We start from the raw sequence: 18,770 nt of genomic DNA on the forward strand, positions 1-18,770 counted from the left end.
GCTTGTGGGTGTGGGTGTGGTCGGCGGTGGTCTTGGCCGCACGCGGCGCGGGGGCGGGGGTGGTGGCGCCGATGGTGCCCGTGTCGAACGCGTACGTGGCCGCCAGGGTGGCGATGGCGTCGGAGTTCACGTCCAGCGCGTGGTCGTTGACGTTCTGGATGGTGTCGCAGACGCTGTGGTAGCACGGGTCGAGCGGGATGCCGGCGGTGCCGCCGAAGATCTCGGCCTCTTCCTCGGTCTTGAGCACCTCGGCCCCGGTGAACAGGCCGCCCGACGGGATCCCGACCGCGATGAACGGACCGTAGTCGGAGCGCCCGGTGAACGCCGTCGCCGTGTACGGCAGCCCGCGCCCGGCGAAGAACTTCTCGAAGTCCTCCTCGATCACGTCCGACCCGGCGGGCCCGGCGGTGCCGAACGCGTCGCCGTCACCGTCGTAGATCCCGAACGTGTAGTTCGGCGAGGCGATCATGTCGAAGTTCAGGTACAGCGCGATCTTGGCCCGCTCCTCCTCCGACAGGTTGGCCACGTAGTGGTCGGAGCCCAGCAGGCCGAACTCCTCGGCGCCCCAGAAGGCGAAGCGCATCTGGTTCTTCGGCTTGGTCTTGGCGAGCTGCAGGGCGACCTCGAGGACGCCCGCGCTGCCGGAGCCGTTGTCGTTGATGCCGGGCCCCTCCTGGACGCTGTCCAGGTGCGCGCCGAGCATGACCACGTTGTCCGGGTCGCCCTTCCTGCTGTCGGCGATCACGTTGTAGGTGGTCCGCTGCTCCACGATCGGGTCCCAGTTCATCGTGACCGTGGTGCCGGGGGCGGCGGCGAGCTCCTGGCCGACCGCGAAGCTGGTGAAGAACGAGGGAACGGTCACGCCCGGCCCGCCGAGCGACGGGTTGAGGTCCACCTCGGTACGGCCGGTCTGCCCCTCGTTGAAGATGATGACGGCCGAGGCGCCGGCGGCCATGGCGTTGTCCACCTTGACGCGGAAGTTGCAGACGCCGCGCTGCATGAGCGCGATGTTCCCGGCCACGAAGCCGTCGAAGTCGCTCGGCTCGCAGCCCGAGGTCGAGGTGTTCTCCGGCCCCGGCGGCAGGGTCAGGTCCACGGCCTGGACGGTGCCGGTCACCGACCCCTCGGGCGATTCGGCCATCGCCACGTAGTCGGCGAAGAACCCGTAGGTGTACGTCTTCTGCGCCGGGCTGCTCTGCCGCAGCACCGGCGGGGTGACGTACCCGCTGAAGGTGAACTCGAACGGCTGGATCGTCACCTTGTATCCGGCGGCGCGCAGTTTGCGGGCCACGTAGTCGCGGGAGGCGTCGTAGCCCGGGGTGCCGGACACGCGGGTCCCGTCGTTGGCGGTGGCGATCGCCTGTAACGCCTTCAGGTGCTTCTTGACGTTCTCGCCCTTGACGGCCTTGACCAGCTTGCGGACGGAATTGTTGTTGGGTGCGGCGCTCGCCGTGCCGGTGAAGGCAAGCGGCGACACCGCCACGGCCACGGCGGTGATCGCGCCGAGCACGCCCTTGCGCAGTCGGGAACGCATGGTTGCTCCTCGAAGGTGAAGGGTGACCCAGGTCATAAATACGCGCGTAGCCGGAAACGTATTGATGAATAGGGAAATAGGGAAGATTGAACCGCATATCCGTTACATCACGGACCGGAAACGGCCCACCTCGGAGTACGAAACGGGGAACCCCATGTCCATAGATCTGGCGTCCACGGGCACGCTCACCATCGGCGGAAAGACCGTGCACCGGCTCGGGTTCGGAGCGATGAGCCTCACCGGGCCGGGCGTGTGGGGGCCGCCGCGCGACCACGACGAGGCCCTGCGGGTCCTGCGCCGGGTCGTCGAGCTCGGCGTCGACCTCATCGACACGGCCGACTCCTACGGGCCCTACGTCAGCGAGGAGATCATCCGCGAGGCGCTGCACCCGTACCCGGAGGGGTTGCTGATCGCGACCAAGGCCGGGTTCGTGCGCACCGGGCCGGGCGAGTGGCACGCGGTGGGACGGCCCGCGTACCTGCGGCAGGAGGTCGAGATGAGCCTGCGCCGGCTCGGCGTGGAGCGGCTCGACCTGCTCCAGCTGCACCGGGTCGACCCCGAGGTGCCGCTGGAGGACCAGGTCGGTGAGCTCAAGGCCCTCCAGGACGAGGGCAAGATCGCCGCCATCGGCCTGTCGGAGGTGAGCGTCGAACAGCTGGAGCAGGCGCGGCGCGTCGCCGAGATCGTCAGCGTGCAGAACCGCTACAACCTCACCAACCGGGCCTCCGAGGGCGTGCTGCGGCACTGTGAGCGGGAGGGCATCGCGTTCATCCCGTACAGCCCGATCGGCAAGGGCAGTCTGGCCGGGCCCGGCAGCCCGGTCGAGCACGTCGCCAAGGCTCTCGGCGCCACGCCCGCCCAGGTCAGCCTGGCCTGGCTGCTGGCCCACTCGCCGGTGACCATGCCGATCCCCGGCACCTCGTCCGTCGCGCACCTGGAGGAGAACCTGGCCGCCTCCACCGTGTCGCTGACGCCCGAGCAGCTGGACGAGCTCGGCGGCCTCTGACGGGACGTCCGGCCCTCCTCCGCGGAGGGCCGGACGTCCGCATCGGTCAGCTCAGGCCGTTCTTCATGGCCGTGAGGAGTTCGGCGTCGGTGGTGTCGCCGCTGAGCTCCCAGAAGAAGGCGCCACCGAGGCCCTGGTCCTGCGCGTAGCCCATCTTGCCGCCGATCGTGGCCGGCGTGTCGTAGCTCCACCACTGGTTGCCGCAGTGCGCGTACGCGGTGCCCGCGACCGTGCCGGTGGCCGGGCAGCGGGTCTTGAGCACCTTGTAGTCCTCGATGCCCTGCTCGTACGTCCCCGGCGCGGCACCCGTGGCCGTGCCGCCGGGCGCGGCCTGCGTGACGCCCGTCCAGCCGCGGCCGTAGAAGCCGATCCCGAGCAGCAGCTTGCTCGCCGGCACGCCCTTGCTCTTGAGCTTCTGGATCGCGCTGTCGGAGTGGAAGCCCGCGGTCGGGATGCCGGAGTAGGACGTGAGCGGCGAGTGCGGGGCCGTCGGGCCCTGCGGCGCCCAGGCGCCGAAGAAGTCGTACGTCATGACGTTGTACCAGTCGACGTACTGCGCCGCGCCGGCGTAGTCGGCCGCGTCGATCTTGCCGCCCTCCGTGCCGTCGGCGGTGATGGCGGCGGTGACCAGGTTGCCGGAGCCGAAGCGGGCGCGCAGCGCCGACATGAGGTTCCTGAACGCGGCCGGCCCGCTGGTGTCACAGGTCAGACCGCAGGCGTTCGGGTACTCCCAGTCGATGTCGATGCCGTCGAAGACGTCCGCCCAGCGCGGGTCCTCGACCAGCCGGTAGCAGGACTCGGCGAACGCGGCCGGGTTCTGGGCGGCCTGGGCGAAGCCGCCGGACCACGTCCAGCCGCCGAAGGAGAACAGCACCTTCAGGTGCGGGTGCTTGGCCTTGAGCTTGCGCAGCTGGTTGAAGTTGCCGCGCAGCGCGCCGGCGTCCCAGGTGTCGGCGACGCCGTCCACGCTCTCGTTCGCCTGGTAGAAGCGGTCGTAGTCGGCGTAGCTGTCGCCGATCGTGCACTGCCCGTTCTGGACGTTGCCGAAGGCGTAGTTGATGTGGGTCAGCTTGGCCGCCGAGCCGCTGGTGTCAATGTTCTTGACGTGGTAGCCCCGCTGGTAGACGCCCCACTGCACGAAGTAGCCCAGCACCTTGTCGCCACCGCCGCCGTTCCCGCCGGTGGTCCTGACCGTGACGGGGGTGCTGGCCGCGGAGCGGTTGCCGGCGGCGTCGCGGGCTCGGACGGTGTAGGTGTAGGCGGTGCCGGCGGTCAGGCCGGTGTCGGTGTGGGTGGTGCCGGTGACGGTGGTGACGAGGGTGGTGCCGCGGTAGAGCTCGTAGCCGGTGACGGCGACGTTGTCGGTGGCGGCGTTCCACGCGAGCGTGACGGTGGTGCCGGTCGCGCCGGTGGAGCGGAGGTTGCCCGGCACGCTGGGCGCGGTGGTGTCGTCGCCGCCGCCCGTGGTCGTGGCGGTGACGGGGGTGCTGGCCGCGGAGCGGTTGCCGGCGGCGTCGCGGGCTCGGACGGTGTAGGTGTAGGCGGTGCCGGCGGTCAGGCCGGTGTCGGTGTGGGTGGTGCCGGTGACGGTGGTGACGAGGGTGGTGCCGCGGTAGAGCTCGTAGCCGGTGACGGCGACGTTGTCGGTGGCGGCGTTCCACGCGAGCGTGACGGTGGTGCCGGTGACGCCGGTCGTGCGGAGGTTGCCCGGCACGCTGGGCGCGGTGGTGTCGTCGCCGCCGCCGGTGGCGGCCTTCCACAGGGCCGGGACGTTCGGCGGCTCCCAGCCGGGCTGGGACGTGTGCGCCTGGACGCACTCGTACTCGACGCCGTCGTACGTCACGCGCGTGCCCGCGGCGTACGACGTCCACGGCGCCCAGTCGGCGAAGACTCCCTGGACGGCGGCGGCGGTGGCGGGGGCCGGGGCGGCGACCGCCGCGGTGAGCGGCAGCACCAAGGCCGCCAGCCCGGCGATGACCTTGCTCAGGATGGTTCGTCTCATGACTGCTCCGACATCCGGTCGACGGGGGGGTGGGATGTCAGGAAACTATTAGGAAAGTTTCCTTTAAATTGAGACGGTAAACCCTGCCCACGAGGCCGTCAATACGGATCCGTCAGATGGTGAAGTCGCGCAGCAAACCCGTGTACGCCTTCGGGCGCGGCCGGGCGTACTCGCCGCGCGCGCTCGTCCTCAGCCCGAGCGCCACCATCGACTCGGCCGGTCGGGTGGCCGCCGTCACCCCGTCGATCACCGGCACGCCCGTCGCGCGCCACCTCGGCGCAGAAGTCCGCCATGCCCGCGCAGCCCAGCACGACCGCGTCGCTACCGTCGCGTTCGACGGCCGCGGCGCACAGCTCGGTGACCGCCGTGCGGGCCGCCGGGTCCTCCGGGCCGAGCACCGGGATGTCGCAGGCGTGCACGCCCCGGCAGGCGGCGGCGAAACCGTAGCGGTGGGCCAGGTCCCAGGCCCGGCCGACCGTCCTGGACAGCGTCGTCACCACGCTGAACCCGCGCCCGAGCAGGGTCGCGGTGTGCACGGCGGCCTCCGCGGTCCCGATCACCGGGCCGGTGGCGAGCTCGCGGGCGGCGTCCAGGCCCGGGTCGCCGAAGCAGGCGCGGTGTCGCAGATCGAGCGGGGCACCATGCAGCCCTCGGTGAGCCGCCTCATCGCGTACGTGTCGGCCATCGGGGTGCCGCTCGCCGCCGTGTTCGAGGAGCCCGTCCAGGGCGAGACGCCGGCGTTCGGGATCAGACGGGCGGCGGAGGTCGCGACGATCCGGCTGGGCGGCGGGGTGACGTTCCGCCGGCTGTCGCCCGGGCCCTCGCCCGACGTGGAGTTCTTCGAGTCCACGTACCCGCCGCGCGCGTCCTCCGCCGCCCACGGCCGCTTCCTGCGGCACGAAGGGTACGAGATCGGCACGGTGACGGCCGGGGAGCTCACCATCGAGTTCGAGTCGGAGGTCGTCACGCCGGCCGAGGGCGACTCGTTCACGTTCCCGTGCGACCGGCCGCACATCATCGGCAACCGCTCCGCCACCGTGCCGGCCGTCGCCACCTGGCTCATCGTCCACCGCCGACCCCGCGGATAACGGTTGCGGAACGGCTGGTGACGTGACCGGGCGTCGTGCCTCAGCATGGGGGTGTGGCAGGGATGGCCGCCTGGCGGCGGACCACCGCACCCCGAGGCCCCTACGTGGCCAGGGCGGTGGCGGAGCTTCGCTCGTGGCCCGCGCTGGTGGTGAGCGACACCCGGCGCGGCGCGGTCTTCGCCGTACGCGGCACCGAGATCGTCCGGCAGAGCGGCGCCGACGAGGTGCAGGTCCGCCTGACCGCCCCGGCGATCGGCCGCCTCGGCCCCTACCTCGACGCCTGCGACCAGGTGCACGCCTGCGCCGACGGCGCCTGGGTGACCGTCGAGGTCGACGCGGAGCCCGACCTCGAGCTGCTGCTGGCCCTCACGAGCGTGGCGATCAAGGCGCACGCCCCCTGAACCAAAGGCGCACGCCCCCTGAATCAGGCGTATCCGGGCTCACCGCGGGGCAAGCACCCATGTGCGAACCGGGGCTCTGAGAGGTGGTCACGCATGGCCGTGTTGTTGCTCGGGACCTTCGACACCAAGGGCGGCGAGTACGCCTACGTACGCGACCTCGTCACGGCGGCGGGACAGGAGGTCGTGCTGGTCGACGCCGGCGTCATGGGCGGCGCCTCGCTCGCCGCCGACATCGGCCCCGAAGCCGTCGCCGCGGCCGGCGGGGCCGACCTGGAACGGTTGTGGCGGGCCGGAGACCGCGGCGCCGCCCTGCGCGCGATGGCCGACGGCGCCGCGGCCGTCGCCCGCGACCTGTACGAGCGCGGGCGGATCGGCGGCGTGCTCGCGCTCGGCGGCAGCGGCGGCTCGTCGATCGCGGCCGCCGCCATGCGGGTGCTGCCCGTCGGCCTGCCCAAGCTGCTCGTCTCCACCATGGTGGGCGGCGACGTCTCGGCGTACGTCGGGCAGAGCGACGTGACGCTCATGTACAGCGTCGTCGACATCGCCGGGCTCAACTCGATCTCCCGCCAGATCCTCGGCAACGCCGCCGCGGCGATCGCCGCGATGGCCGCCGCCCACGACCAGCGCCGGGCCGCCGGGCCCGCGGGCGAGGACAGGCCGCTGGTCGCCGCCACGATGTTCGGCGTCACCACGCCCGCCGTCGACGCCGCCCGCGCCCGGCTGGAGGAGCTCGGCTACGAGGTGCTCGTCTTCCACGCCACCGGCTCCGGCGGCCGGGCCATGGAGGCGCTCGCCGCCGGGGGACACTTCGCCGGGGTGCTCGACCTGACCACCACCGAGCTGGCCGACGAGCTGGTCGGCGGCGTGTTGTCGGCCGGCCCCGACCGCCTGACCGCCGCGGGCGCCGCCGGCGTGCCGCAGGTCGTCAGCCTCGGCGCGGTCGACATGGTGAACTTCGGGCCGATGGACACCGTCCCCGAGCACTTCCGCGACCGGCGGCTGCTCGTGCACAACCCGACCGTGACGCTGATGCGCACCACCCCGGAGGAGTGCGCCGAGATCGGCCGCGTCATCGGCGAGAAGCTGGCCGCCGCCCGCGGGCCGGTCGCGCTGTTCGTCCCGCGCGGCGGGGTGTCCGCCGTGGACGTCCCGGGCGGGCCGTTCCACGATCCGGAGGCCGACGCCGCCTGCTTCGAGGCCGTGCTGCGCGCCGTGGCGGGCAGCGACGTGCAGGTGGTGGAGAGCGAGGAGGCCGTCAACGACCAGGGGTTCGCGGTCGCCGCCGCGGAACGCCTGCACGAACTGATCCAGAAAGGGGCCGTATGAATCGCGACGAGGCGCTCGGCAGGCTCCGCGCCGAGCGGAAGGCCGGCCGGCTGATCATCGGGGCCGGCGCCGGCACGGGGCTGTCCGCCAAGGCGGCCGAGGCCGGCGGCGTGGACCTGATCATCATCTACAACTCCGGCCGCTTCCGCATGGCCGGGCGCGGCTCCCTGGCCGGGCTGCTGCCGTACGGCGACGCCAACGCCATCGTGGTGGAGATGGCCGGCGAGGTGCTGCCGGTCGTCAGGGACACCCCCGTGCTGGCCGGGGTCTGCGGCACCGACCCGTTCCGGCTCATGCCGCAGTTCCTGGACGAGCTGGCCCGGACGGGCTTCACCGGCGTCCAGAACTTCCCCACCGTCGGCCTCATCGACGGCGTCTTCCGGGCGAACCTGGAGGAGACCGGCATGGGGTTCGGCCTGGAGGTCGACATGATCCGGCTGGCCGCCGAGCGCGGCCTGCTGACCGCCCCGTACGTGTTCACCCCCGAGCAGGCCACGGCCATGGCGCAGGCGGGGGCCGACATCCTCGTGCCGCACATGGGGCTGACGACGAAGGGCAGCATCGGCGCCAAGACCGCCCTCACCCTCGAGGAGTCGGCCGTACGCGTCCAGGAGATGCACGACGCCGCCGTGGCCGTGAACCCCGACGTCATCGTCCTGTGCCACGGCGGGCCCATCGCCGAGCCGGACGACGTCCGCTTCATCCAGGAACGCACCACCGGGATCGCCGGCTTCTTCGGGGCCTCCTCGATGGAACGGCTGCCCGCGGAACGCGCCATCGCCGACCAGCTCCGCGCCTTCAAGAGCCTGTGAAAGGGGAACCGCCATGCACCGCCCACCGGACTCCGTGCCGACGATGGTCTTCGACTGGGGCTCGATCAAGTGGCACGTGTCGCCGTCCGGCGTGCCGGGCGCGTCCTCCACGTTCGGCGAGGTGGTGATCAACCCGAACAAGGGGCACGACCGCCACCAGCACCCGCACTCCGACGAGGTCCTCTACGTCATCGAGGGCGAGGGGCGGCAGACGGTCGGCGACGGGCCCGAGTTCGCGGTCAGGGCCGGCGACGCCATCTGGATCCCCATGGGCACCATGCACTCGACGTTCAACACCGGGTGGCGGCCGATGCGGATCATCGCCACGTACACCCCCGGCGGGGCCGAGGAGGCGCTGCGCGACCTGCCCGGCTTCGCCGAGCTGGCGCCCGGCGAGCACCCCACCTGGGCGGTGGCCGACGTCAAGCCGGAGTGACGGGCGGCGCCCCACGGGTGCGGAAAGTAGTGCCGGAGTCACGCGCCGGCGCGAAGAGCGGGCGGGCCGATCGTCGACGCGGTCGGCTCTCGTCGTTGATCAGATTTTGTCGGCCGCCTCAGGTAGGTTCCCGGATCATTGATCAGCCGTTCGCGAAGGCGCGGGCAATCCCGCCTGCGCTCATGACGCGGCTGGGGCGGGAGGTTCTGAGGTCGTGGACGCGGACGAAACCGCGTGGGAGCAGCGCAGCGTGGTGCGGCTGGTGCCGCCCGTACGGCCGCGCAAGCTGGCGAAGGTGCCCTTCGTCGAGCTCGCCGACGGCCGGCTGCAGGGGGTCGTGTCGAGCGGATCCGACATCGAGCGGGTCTACGTCTCCTCGATCACCGCCGGCACGCACGCGCTGAGCTGCAGCACCAACAACAACCGGCCGTGCGGCGGGCTCTACGGCTCCGCCTGCAAACACATCCAGGCACTGGCCGATGAGGCGGTCGTGCAGTACGGCCTCGACCGGGTGGCCCGCTACCTGCGGGTCGAGGTTCCCGAGGGCGATCGGCTGATGGCCCACGTCGACGGTCAGCCCGAGCGCACACCCGCGGCCGTCGTGTTCAGCCGCTTCCTGCGCCATCTGGCCTACCTGGAGGTCCCCGGCAGCTCCGACCCGCTGCCCGAGCTCCACTGGTTCCCGGCGACAGGAGCGGTGAGCTGATGCTTGACGTACAGCTTGGTCAGTTACTCGCCGAGGTGCCCGCGGGGGCCGGCGAGGCGCTCGACCTGGTGACGGGCTTCGACGACGCGCTCGCCCGCGGGCTGGCCCGCATCGGCGAGGAGCCCGCCGCGGCGCTGGCCGCCCTGGCGGGCGCGCTCGCAGGCACCCCCCTGGGGGAGCGCGTCGGCGAGGCCGTCGAGAAGGTGACCGCAGGATCGGTGGGCGACGACCATCTGGCCGCCCTGGCCGGTGCGCGCGCCGCCCTGCTCGGCTCGGTGCACGACGCCCTCCTCGCCCGCCTCGACACGTCCCTCGGCCGCACCCGCGCCCCCGTGGACGTGAGCGGCGCGGCAGGTCCTGCCGCCGATGGGCAGGTGACGAATCTGCTGGCCGGATGCCGGGGGTGGTTGCGGGAGCTGGCGATCGTGGGCTGGCGGGGTGTCGACCACGAGCTGGTGTCCTCCGCCGACCAGGCGATCGAGGCGTTGCTCGGCGTGCCCGAGCTGCGGGGGCTCGCGGTGCTGCTCGACGGCCTGGCCGCCGAGCTGCGCGCGTCGAGCCCGGTCGCCATGATGGACCGCCTGCCGGCCCGCCGGTGGGCCGACCTGTGGACGCGCGCGCTGCTGCTCGCCCAGAAGGGCCCGTGGCAGGGCGAGGCCGAGCCGGTGTCGGGCCGGCTGCTCATCCTGGGCTCCGACGTGCATGAGCACGCCACCGCCGTCCGGGTGCAGGTCCACGGCGTGCTCGAACCGGCGGGCGGCGCTCCGTCCAGGCTGGTCCGCGCGAGCGTGGCCGCCGCCAAGGTCGACACCATCGTCGGCCCCACCGTGTGGCGGCTGCTGTCCGGGCATCCCGTGCTGATGGGGGCGCTGGCCGGCCACCTCGCCGTCGAGATCACCGGCATGCCGCTGCTGCCGGGCGGCGACCTCGTCTGGCACGACGACCGCGCGAGCGCGGCGGAGGAGGCCGACCCGTTCGCCATCGCCCGGGTCCAGCTCGCCGCGGCCACCGCGACGCCGGTGACGCCGCTCGACCGCCACCCCGTACGCATCGCCGAGCCCGTCCTCCTGGAGGGCTACACGGTCGACGGCCGGACGCTCGCCCTGGGCGGCAACACCGTCCGCGTCGACCTCGACCGGCTGCCGTCCTGCGGGCCGCTCACCCCCGAGCTGGTGGCCGCCTCGACGGCGTGCGTCGGGCTGCTGCGCTGGGACGCCGGGCAGTGGTCCGTGCAGCCGCTCGGCGTGCAGGCGACGGTGAAGAAGAAGCCGGTCGCCGTGCACACCGGAGACTGGGCGCTGGGCCCCACCGACCCCAAGGTGGTCAAGGCCGAGGCCAGGGCCGGCGACGTCGTCGCCGTGCTGCGGGAACGCGCAGGACGGCTGCTGCGGAAATGACCGACCACAACAGCCTGCCCACCGAGACCCCGACCGTCCGGCAGTCCGGATCAACGGCCGCCGGCGAGCGGCAGAGCGCCGACGAGAGCAGGAGGCAGGTGCTCTACTGGCGGCTGCTGTCGCGGCTCTTCGGGCCCGACGAGCAGCCCACGCTGGAGAACGCCAGCCTCGGCATCGTCGGCGACCTCGGCTTGCCGCCGGCGCTGCTCGACCCGGGAGTGTCGGTCGACAACCTGGTGCAGCGCTTCCCTGAGCTGGGGGCCGAGTTCGACGGCCTCATGACCGGGAGCGATCACGAGCGCAGCGGCGAGGTGCGCCGCGCGGCCCTCGTCTCCAAGCTGCTGCTCAACGTGTTCTCGACCGGTTCGGGCAACGTCACCGCCGCACAGCTGGAGAGCTGGAAGAAGGACGTGGCCTGGTTCGAGCGCGGGATGGGCTGCGAGGCCGGCGGGCTGCGCCGCGGGCAGCCCGCCGGCCAGAGCGGCGGCCAGAGCGGCCAGTCCGGCGAGCTGGACGGCGGCCGGCCCGGCCAGGGCGACGGGCAGCCCGGCGGGCACGACGACGGGCGGCCCGGGCATCCTGGCGGGCTGTTCGGCGGGCGGGGCAGCGGCCTCGGCTGGGGCCCGGGCGACGCCGAGCTGGCCAAGGTCCTCGCGGCGCTCGAAGGCGACCTGGTCAAGCGGATGCGGTTGCGCGAGGTGCTCGCCGACCCGGCTCTGGCCAGGCAGCTCACGCCCAGCATGTCGCTCATCGAGCAGCTCCTGCGCGACAAGTCCAACCTGTCGGGCGTCGCGCTGGCCAACGCCAAGGCGCTCATCCGCCGATACGTCGACGAGGTCGCCGAGGTGCTGCGCACTCAGGTGGAGCAGACCAGCGCCGGCGTCATCGACCGGTCGGTGCCGCCGAAGCGGGTCTTCCGCAACCTCGACATCGACCGCACGATCTGGAAGAACCTCCCCAACTGGAGCCCGGAGGACGAGCGCCTCTACGTCGACCGGCTCTTCTACAAGCAGACCGCCCGCCGGACCACCCCGGCCAAGCTGATCGTGGTCGTCGACCAGTCGGGCTCGATGGTCGACTCGATGGTCAACTGCACCATCCTGGCCTCGATCTTCGCCGGTCTGCCCAAGGTCGACGTCCATCTCATCGCCTACGACACCCGGGCGATCGACCTGACGCCGTGGGTGCACGACCCGTTCGAGGTGCTGCTGCGCACCAACCTGGGCGGCGGCAACGACGGGCCGGTGGCGATGGCGATGGCCCGTCCGAAGATCAGCGACCCGCGCAACACCGTGATGGTCTGGATCTCCGACTTCTACGAGTTCGACCGCTCCCAGCCTCTGTACGACGGCATCGAGGCCGTCTACCGCTCCGGGGTGAAGTTCATCCCGGTCGGATCGGTCAACAGCTCCGGCGTCGAGAGCGTCGACCCGTGGTTCCGCAAGAAATTCAAGGCCCTCGGCACCCCGGTGATCTCGGGCCACATCAAGAAGCTCGTCTTCGAGCTCAAGAACTTCCTCGCCTGACTAGGAGACCCCTCGACATGAGTGACATGCTGCGAGCCCCCGCAGAGGTCAAGTACGCCGAAGAGCTCGACTGGCTCGAGTCGATCGACGACGGCCCCAAGCCGTTCTCGTGGCGGCTCAGTCCGCGCATGGTGCGGCTGTTCATCCTCGGCTCCGAGCGTTCCGACGGGCTCGACCGGGAGATTTCGCAGAAGTGGTTCGGCGACCGCAGCTTCGTCGAGCGCAGCATCGTGACCCTGGCCTCCGACCGGGGCCTGCTGCTGATCGGCGACCCCGGCACCGGCAAGAGCTGGCTGGCCGAGCTGCTGGCCGCGGCCATCTCCCGCAACTCCACGCTCGTCGTGCAGGGCACCGCCGGCACCACCGAGGACCACATCAAATACTCCTGGAACGTCTCCATGGTCATCGCCAAGGGGCAGTCCCGCGAGTCGATGATCCCCTCCCCGATCATGACGGCGATGGAGCGCGGCGTGATCGGCCGCTTCGAAGAGCTCACCCGCTCGACGAGCGACGTCCAGGACGCCCTCATCTCGATCCTGTCGGAGAAGTACGTCTCCATCCCCGAGCTCGACGACGACAACATCGTCTTCGCCCAGCCCGGCTTCTCCATCATCGCCACCGCCAACAGCCGCGACCGCGGCGTCAACGACCTGTCGTCGGCGCTGAAGCGGCGGTTCAACTTCGTCCGCATCCCGGTGGTGACCAACAAGAAGAGCGAGGCGGAGATCGTCCGCTTCCGCACCGAAGAGCTGCTGCGCCGCCACCGCATCGAGCTCGACCTGCCGCCCACGCTCCTCGACATCCTGCTGCAGAGCTTCGCCGACCTGCGTTCGGCGGCGGCCTCGGCCACCAGCGACGACGAGAAGCTGGAGTCGGCGCTGTCCACGGCCGAGCAGATCGGCGTGCTGGAGGACGCCATCCTGCACAGCCACTTCTTCGGCGACCGCGTGCTGCGCGCCCAGACGCTGGCCGGCTCCCTGGTGGGCTCGCTGGCCCGGCGCAGCCCCGAAGACCTCGCCATCCTCAACAAGTACTGGCACGGCGTGGTCGAGCCGCGCAGCAAGAAGGACGGCGGGCTCTGGCCGGAGTTCCTCGAGGGCGGCCGCGAGGCCATCTCCACGCTCTCATGATCGACGAGACGAGCCCCTTCGGCGCGCTGCGCGGGCAGCTCCTCGAGGCCGCCGAGAAGTTCGCGGGCGGCCCCGTCGCGGTCTCCGGCATCCTGTCGGGGCTGGTCGACGACGTGGACCGGGCGCTGCGCGAGGAGCTGGAGATCTTCCCGGTCTGCCACCACTCGCCGGCCTCGGCGCTGGCGATGGTGCGCAGGCTGCGCGAGAAGCAGCCGAAGGTCATCTACCTGGAGCTGTGCGAAGACCTGCAGCCGCTCCTCACCGAGCTGCGCAACTGCCGGCTGCCGGTGGCCGTGCAGGCGTTCGCGACCGACCTCGACGGGTTCCCGAAGGAGTGGGCGCCGCTCAGCGTGGTGGCGCCCATCACCGAGGCGTCCGCCGAATACCAGGCCATCGCGTACGCGCTCGACACCCCGGGCGTCGAGCTGGTGCTGGTCGACCGCTCGACCGACCACGTCTACCAGTGGCTGCCCAAGGAGAAGCCCCAGCGCGACGGCGAGCACGGTGACCACGGTGAGGACGCCGGCCTGCACGGCGACGCGGTCGGCGTCGAGATCGGCGACCTGCGCCCCGGCTTCGCCGAGCTGGAGGAGCACCTGCTGCACCACGGCAAGGTGCGGCACTGGTCGGAGTGGTGGGACCAATACGTCGAGCAGCCCCTCTCGGGGGCCGACTACGACACCTACCGCCAGGTCATGGTGCTGATCGGCAGCCTGTTCCGCCGGCTCCGCCCCGACGGCGACCGGCTGGCCGTCGACGAGGACCGTGAGCGCTACATGTGGACGCGGATGCGCGAGCACCTCGCCTCCTCCGGCACCGACCCGGCCGACTGCCTGTACGTCTGCGGCGCCTTCCACGCCGCCAGCCGCGTCGAGCAGTTCGGCCTCAGGTCCACGGCCCCGTACGAGATCAGCCCGCGCACGGGCACGACCTGGCTGTACGGCCTCATCCCGTCCAGCCACTCGGCCATCGAGGCGCAGTTCGGCCTCGCGCCCGGCTCGGTGTCGATCGCGGCGGCCACCTGGTCCAAGGCGCTCACGCGCGGCGGGCTGAAGCCGTTCCAGCTGGCCGGGCAGAAGGGCGCCCGCAAGCGTCCGGCCAAGCTGCCCGCGCCGGCGCCTCAGAGCCCGCCGGCCGACAAGCTGAGCGGCTTCCTGTCGAGGCCGCCCGCGCTGGACGCGCTCGACGAGGCGGAGCTGCTCGGGTGGTGCGTCGACATCGTCCGGCTGGCCCGCCGCAACGGCTACCTGGCCAGCACCGCCGACGCGATCGCGGTCTACGAGACCTCGATCCTGCTGGCGGGCATGCGCAACCGGGCCAGACCCACCCCGTACGACTTCCAGGACGCCGCCGTCACGTGCATCGAGAAGGACGCCGTCCCCGGGCGGCGCGACGTGCGGCGGCTCTGCGAGATCCTGCTCGGCGGCGACCGGCTCGGCGAGGTCGGCTACGACGCCATGCCGCCGCTGGCCAGGGACGTCTACGACCGGCTCGCCCCGCTCGGGCTCGACCTGGAGAAACGGACGATCCAGCGGGCGCTGATCGACCTGCACGCCGAGCCAGAGCTCGCGCCCTGCTCCGACGTGTTGTGGAAGCTGCGCTACCTGCTGCCGTCCGACGCGGTGCGGCCCATCATGGGCGAGCGCCGGCTCGGCGAGCGCTCGATCCAGGAGAGCTGGGACGTCGCGCTCGGCCGCTACCAGCGCTCGATCATCGAGCTGGGGTACGAGGGCGTCACCATCGAGCAGGTGGTGGAGCAGCGGCTGCGGCGCGCGGTGTGGGACCCGAAGGCCACCGCGGCCGTCGCGCTGGCGGCGGTCGAGGACGCCATCCTGTTCCTCGGCAGCCGCCGCTTCGCCGACGAGCTGGGCGCGCGGGCGGTGGAGCTGCTCGCGTCCGAGCGCAGCGTCGACGACGCGCCCGAGGTGCTGCGCCGCATCCGGCGGCTGCTCGCCTACTACCGGGCGGGCGAGCCGGAGCTGCCGGCCTGGTGCGAGGCGTTCGTCACGGCCGGCTACGCCCACTACTGCACGCTGCTGCCGACCGCCGTCGTCGACGACGACACCGGTGTGCGGCAGGTCGCGGCCATGCTGGGGTTCCTGTTCACGATGGAGAGCCTCGCGCTGGCGCTCGGCTGCGACCGGGCCCAGCTGGAGCTCGCGGTGCAACAGTCGCATCCGGAGTCGCCGGCCAAGGTGGCGCTGATGTGGGCCGCCCGCCACCAGCTCGGGCTGCTGCCGCTGGCCGAGCTGCGGGCCCGCTGCGACGAGCTGCTGGGCAACCCGCTGGTGATCCCGTCGTTCCCGCAGTACGTCGTCGGGTTCGTGCACGCGGTGGAGCCGGCTCCGGCGCTGTCCGGGTTCGTGGTGGAGGTGATCTCCAAGGCGTTCGGGCGGCTGCCCGACTCCGTGCTGCTGCCGTGGCTGCCCAAGCTGATCGTCACGCTGCGGGACGGCGCGGGGGAGCTGATGCCGGCGCTCGTCCGGGAGGCGGGGCGGACGTTCCCCGGCTCACTGACGGCCGTGGACGCCTGGGTGCCGCCGTGGACCTCCCGCCCCAAGCCCGCAACGTCCGTCACCGGCGCCGCGCCGGTGACGGCCGGGCCCGCGGCCGAGCTGCTGGCGGGCCACCCTGCGGCGTGCGACGCGGTGGCGGCCCTGCTCGGCTGCACGGGCGAGTGGCTCCCGCTCACCGGCGAGCCCGGCTCCCAGGAGGTGACCACTCTCCTGGCCGACCACCCCGAACCGGCCACCGCCCTGGCGGCCCTGCTCGCCTGATCGCCTGCCGGATCCCGCCACCCCGACTCGGTCGGGGTGGCACTCCGGCCTCGCCACGGCTCCGCCGGGGCTGAGGTACGGGTAACCAAACTCGCGCCTCGCCCGGGCATGGATGTGGGCCGGGGGGTGTGCGTTCCCGGCCCTGGTGGGTGTTGGGGTCAGTTCGATGGGGTGGGGTGGCAGGTGGTGTTGGACGGGGGGAGGCGTAGGTCCGTCAGGTACGCGTTGGCGTGGGCGATCGTGCAGGTGTCGCCCGTCAGGTAGAGGCCGTGGCCGTGTCCGTCGAAGCGGACCGTCGCCGATCCCGGCACGCGCCGGACGATGTCGGCCGTGTCGTCGTGGTCGGTCCACGTGCCGGCCCCGAGGAACGGCGGCAGGCCGGAGGGCAGCGGCGCGGCCGGGTTCGAGACCGGGGCGGGCCAGCCGGTGCAGCCGAGGCGGTGCCACAGCCCCATCCCGGCGAGGTTCGGGGAGACCTTCTCGCCCATCGCCCGCACGGCCCGGTACTCGCGATACCCGTCGAAGCGCAGCCCGTCGGCGCACATCGTGGCGTTCATGCCGACGTACGACTGCGGTTTGAGGCTGCCGGTGCCGGCCTTGACGTAGCCGGCGAACCCGGAGGCGTCACCGCGCTCGGCCGTCGCGATGGCCTGGGCGAGCTGCCGCCAGCGCGGATACTCGGGCGCCGGTCCGGGGCCCACCAGGTGCGGCATCGCGGCCACCTGCAGGTCGAATCCGCTGTACGTGGCGTCCTCGCCCTTGACGGGGATGGGCTTGCGGTCGGCGGCGGCCACCAGCTTCCGCCAGTGCGCCGCCACGTCGGGCGCGCCGCACACGTCCGACGTGTCGCACCACCGCGCGAACCGCTCGAACTGCGCCTCGTACGTGCGGTACCGCGTCCGGGCGTCGGCCGGCGCGTCACGCAGCTGGTTGACCGCGCCGTCCAGGTACATGGTCCTGATCCGCTCCGGGAACAGCCGGGCGTACGCCACCGCCGGGACGCCGCCGTACGAGGTGGCGATGAAGCTCAGCCGCGTCTCCCCGAGCGAGGCGCGGATCGCGTCGATGTCGCGGGCCACGGACGCCGAGTCGAGGTGGTCGAAGAACTCGGGGTCCACCTTCCGGCACTCCTGGGCGTTCTGCCGGATCTTCACCCCGAGCCGGGCGTACTCGCCGCGCGTGTCCGGCCGCGTCAGCCACGGGCCGGTGGTGAAGCACTTCTGCGGCAGCCGCCCGAACGTGCCGGCGTTGCGCGGCTCCAGGCTCACCACGTCGAACCGTTTCCGCAGGTCCGTGAAGCTGTCGCGGTAGTAGGTGAGGTCGTCGATGCCCGAACCGCCGGGCCCGCCGGGGATGCTGAAGACCGTCCCGATCCTTTCGCCGGTGGCGGGCAGCCGGGCGATCCGGATGTCGATCGTACGGCCGTCCGGCTTCGCCCAGTCCACGGGCACCTCGACGGACGAGCACTGCAGGTCCTTGGGCCGCTCGGCGCCTTCGCAGGGGCCCCAGGCGGGCTGCGCCGACGCCTGGGGGACCGCCGTGAGCGCGCCGAGCAGCGCGCCGATCGCTATCAGATTCATGCTTCTACGCTCGCGCGCCGGGGCGCGCGTCTCCATGGTGGTGCGGCCCGTTCGCGAGGTAGTGCCTGCACTAGTTTCCGTACGCGGAATGATCGATGTCTTTTATATGAACATTTTCGTGAATTTCGGATTAAATCCGCTAATGCGCCCCACCCGCGTAATCCGGATATGGCGCTGAATCGTAGTATTCGATGCTGCTATTGCCGCTTATGGGGGAGAGTGGGCAGTGTCTCGTCCGCGTTCGGGAGACGACCTCGGTCAGGTCGCCGGCTACCGCCTCACCGGGCTCCTCGGCGAGGGCGGGCAGGGGGCGGTCTACCTGGGGCTGAGCCCGTCCGGCGGCGAAGTGGCGATCAAGGTGCTGAACGCCCGCATGTCGGAGGACCCCGAGGGGCGCCGCAGATTCTTCCGCCAGGTCGAGCTGGCCCGCCGGGTCGCGCCCTTCTGCACCGCGCGCGTGCTCGACACCGGAATGCACGACGACCGCCCGTACATCGTCAGCGAATACGTCCCCGGCGACCCCCTCGACCGGGTCGTGCGCACGCAGGGGCCGCGCAGCGGCGGCGGGCTCGAACGGCTCGCCGTGGCGACCGCGACGGCGCTGGCCGCCATCCACCGCGCCGGGGTAGTGCACCGCGACTTCAAGCCCGGCAACGTCATCCTCGGGCCCGAGGGCCCCGTCGTGATCGACTTCGGCATCTCCCACGCGCTCGACCACGTCGTCACTCAGAGCGGGGCGTTCGGCACACCCGGCTTCATGGCGCCCGAGCAGCTGAACATGGGGCCGATCGGGCCGGCTGCGGACGTGTTCGGGTGGGCCGCCACGATGGTGTTCGCGGCGACGGGACGGCGTCCGTTCACGGGGGACTCGGTGGCGGCGGTGCTGCGCGCCCTCCTGTACGACGAGCCCGACGTGTCGGGGGTGCCCGAGCCGCTGCGGCCTCTGGTGGCGGCCTGCCTGGACAAGAACCCGGACCGCCGCCTCACCGCTGACGCCCTCGTCCACGCCCTGACCACCCACCCGGCCGCGCCGCCCACCATCCGGGAAC

General features: G+C 72.1%; 16 protein-coding genes. 12 read left to right on the top strand and 4 right to left on the bottom strand.

The window, feature by feature from the left end:
- A partial coding sequence (locus C1J01_RS32735; protein ID WP_111182836.1) for a M28 family metallopeptidase occupies positions 1-1,534 on the bottom strand: 1,534 nt, incomplete at its 3' end.
- 154 nt (positions 1,535-1,688) lie between these two features.
- Between C1J01_RS32735 and C1J01_RS32740 the strand changes: the two genes are divergently transcribed.
- Positions 1,689-2,540 (top strand): aldo/keto reductase, encoded by an 852-nt coding sequence (locus C1J01_RS32740; protein WP_111182837.1) that lies wholly within the window; start codon positions 1,689-1,691, stop codon positions 2,538-2,540.
- Between the two features lie 46 nt (positions 2,541-2,586).
- Here C1J01_RS32740 and C1J01_RS32745 read toward each other — a convergent pair whose 3' ends face one another.
- Entirely contained in the window at positions 2,587-4,542 is a 1,956-nt protein-coding gene (locus C1J01_RS32745) for a glycosyl hydrolase family 18 protein (RefSeq protein WP_111182838.1), read from the bottom strand.
- A gap of 98 nt (positions 4,543-4,640) precedes the next feature.
- Complete coding sequence (locus tag C1J01_RS52555) at positions 4,641-5,102, bottom strand: aspartate/glutamate racemase family protein (RefSeq protein ID WP_235854826.1); 462 nt, start codon at positions 5,100-5,102, stop codon at positions 4,641-4,643.
- Between C1J01_RS52555 and C1J01_RS52560 the strand changes: the two genes are divergently transcribed.
- The 10 genes from C1J01_RS52560 to C1J01_RS32800 all read left to right on the top strand — a co-directional run bounded on the left by C1J01_RS52560 (position 5,073) and on the right by C1J01_RS32800 (position 16,141).
- A complete protein-coding gene (locus C1J01_RS52560; protein ID WP_111182839.1) occupies positions 5,073-5,630 on the top strand; it encodes a helix-turn-helix domain-containing protein in 558 nt (185 codons plus the stop codon). The two genes, C1J01_RS52555 and C1J01_RS52560, sit on opposite strands and share 30 nt — an antisense overlap.
- 62 nt (positions 5,631-5,692) lie before the next feature.
- Positions 5,693-6,031: a luciferase domain-containing protein gene (locus C1J01_RS32760; protein ID WP_111182840.1), complete on the top strand. Its 339-nt coding sequence runs from the start codon at positions 5,693-5,695 to the stop codon at positions 6,029-6,031.
- Positions 6,032-6,124: 93 nt separating this feature from the next.
- Positions 6,125-7,357, top strand: coding sequence for a Tm-1-like ATP-binding domain-containing protein (locus C1J01_RS32765; RefSeq protein WP_111182841.1), 1,233 nt, complete (start codon positions 6,125-6,127; stop codon positions 7,355-7,357).
- Positions 7,354-8,169 (top strand): phosphoenolpyruvate hydrolase family protein, encoded by an 816-nt coding sequence (locus tag C1J01_RS32770; RefSeq protein ID WP_111182842.1) that lies wholly within the window; start codon positions 7,354-7,356, stop codon positions 8,167-8,169. Before C1J01_RS32765 ends, C1J01_RS32770 begins: the two co-directional genes overlap by 4 nt.
- A gap of 13 nt (positions 8,170-8,182) precedes the next feature.
- Complete coding sequence (locus C1J01_RS32775; protein ID WP_111182843.1) at positions 8,183-8,605, top strand: cupin domain-containing protein; 423 nt, start codon at positions 8,183-8,185, stop codon at positions 8,603-8,605.
- 214 nt (positions 8,606-8,819) lie between these two features.
- Entirely contained in the window at positions 8,820-9,311 is a 492-nt protein-coding gene (locus C1J01_RS32780; protein ID WP_111182844.1) for a hypothetical protein, read from the top strand.
- A complete protein-coding gene (locus tag C1J01_RS32785; RefSeq protein ID WP_111182845.1) occupies positions 9,311-10,708 on the top strand; it encodes a hypothetical protein in 1,398 nt (465 codons plus the stop codon). Before C1J01_RS32780 ends, C1J01_RS32785 begins: the two co-directional genes overlap by 1 nt.
- Positions 10,705-12,234 (top strand): vWA domain-containing protein, encoded by a 1,530-nt coding sequence (locus tag C1J01_RS32790; RefSeq protein ID WP_220040216.1) that lies wholly within the window; start codon positions 10,705-10,707, stop codon positions 12,232-12,234. Before C1J01_RS32785 ends, C1J01_RS32790 begins: the two co-directional genes overlap by 4 nt.
- Positions 12,235-12,251: 17 nt before the next feature.
- Entirely contained in the window at positions 12,252-13,364 is a 1,113-nt protein-coding gene (locus tag C1J01_RS32795; RefSeq protein ID WP_111182846.1) for an ATP-binding protein, read from the top strand.
- Positions 13,361-16,141, top strand: coding sequence for a DUF5682 family protein (locus C1J01_RS32800; RefSeq protein WP_111182847.1), 2,781 nt, complete (start codon positions 13,361-13,363; stop codon positions 16,139-16,141). The genes C1J01_RS32795 and C1J01_RS32800 overlap by 4 nt, the downstream gene beginning before the upstream one ends.
- 158 nt (positions 16,142-16,299) lie before the next feature.
- Here C1J01_RS32800 and C1J01_RS32805 read toward each other — a convergent pair whose 3' ends face one another.
- Complete coding sequence (locus C1J01_RS32805; RefSeq protein ID WP_181449086.1) at positions 16,300-17,721, bottom strand: alpha/beta fold hydrolase; 1,422 nt, start codon at positions 17,719-17,721, stop codon at positions 16,300-16,302.
- Positions 17,722-17,947: 226 nt separating this feature from the next.
- Here C1J01_RS32805 and C1J01_RS32810 point away from each other — a divergent pair.
- Positions 17,948-18,770 (top strand): serine/threonine-protein kinase (locus tag C1J01_RS32810; RefSeq protein ID WP_146615809.1); only part of this gene is annotated, 823 nt, incomplete at its 3' end.

Origin of the sequence: Nonomuraea aridisoli (assembly GCF_003236395.1) — a bacterium.
Lineage (GTDB): Bacteria > Actinomycetota > Actinomycetes > Streptosporangiales > Streptosporangiaceae > Nonomuraea > Nonomuraea aridisoli.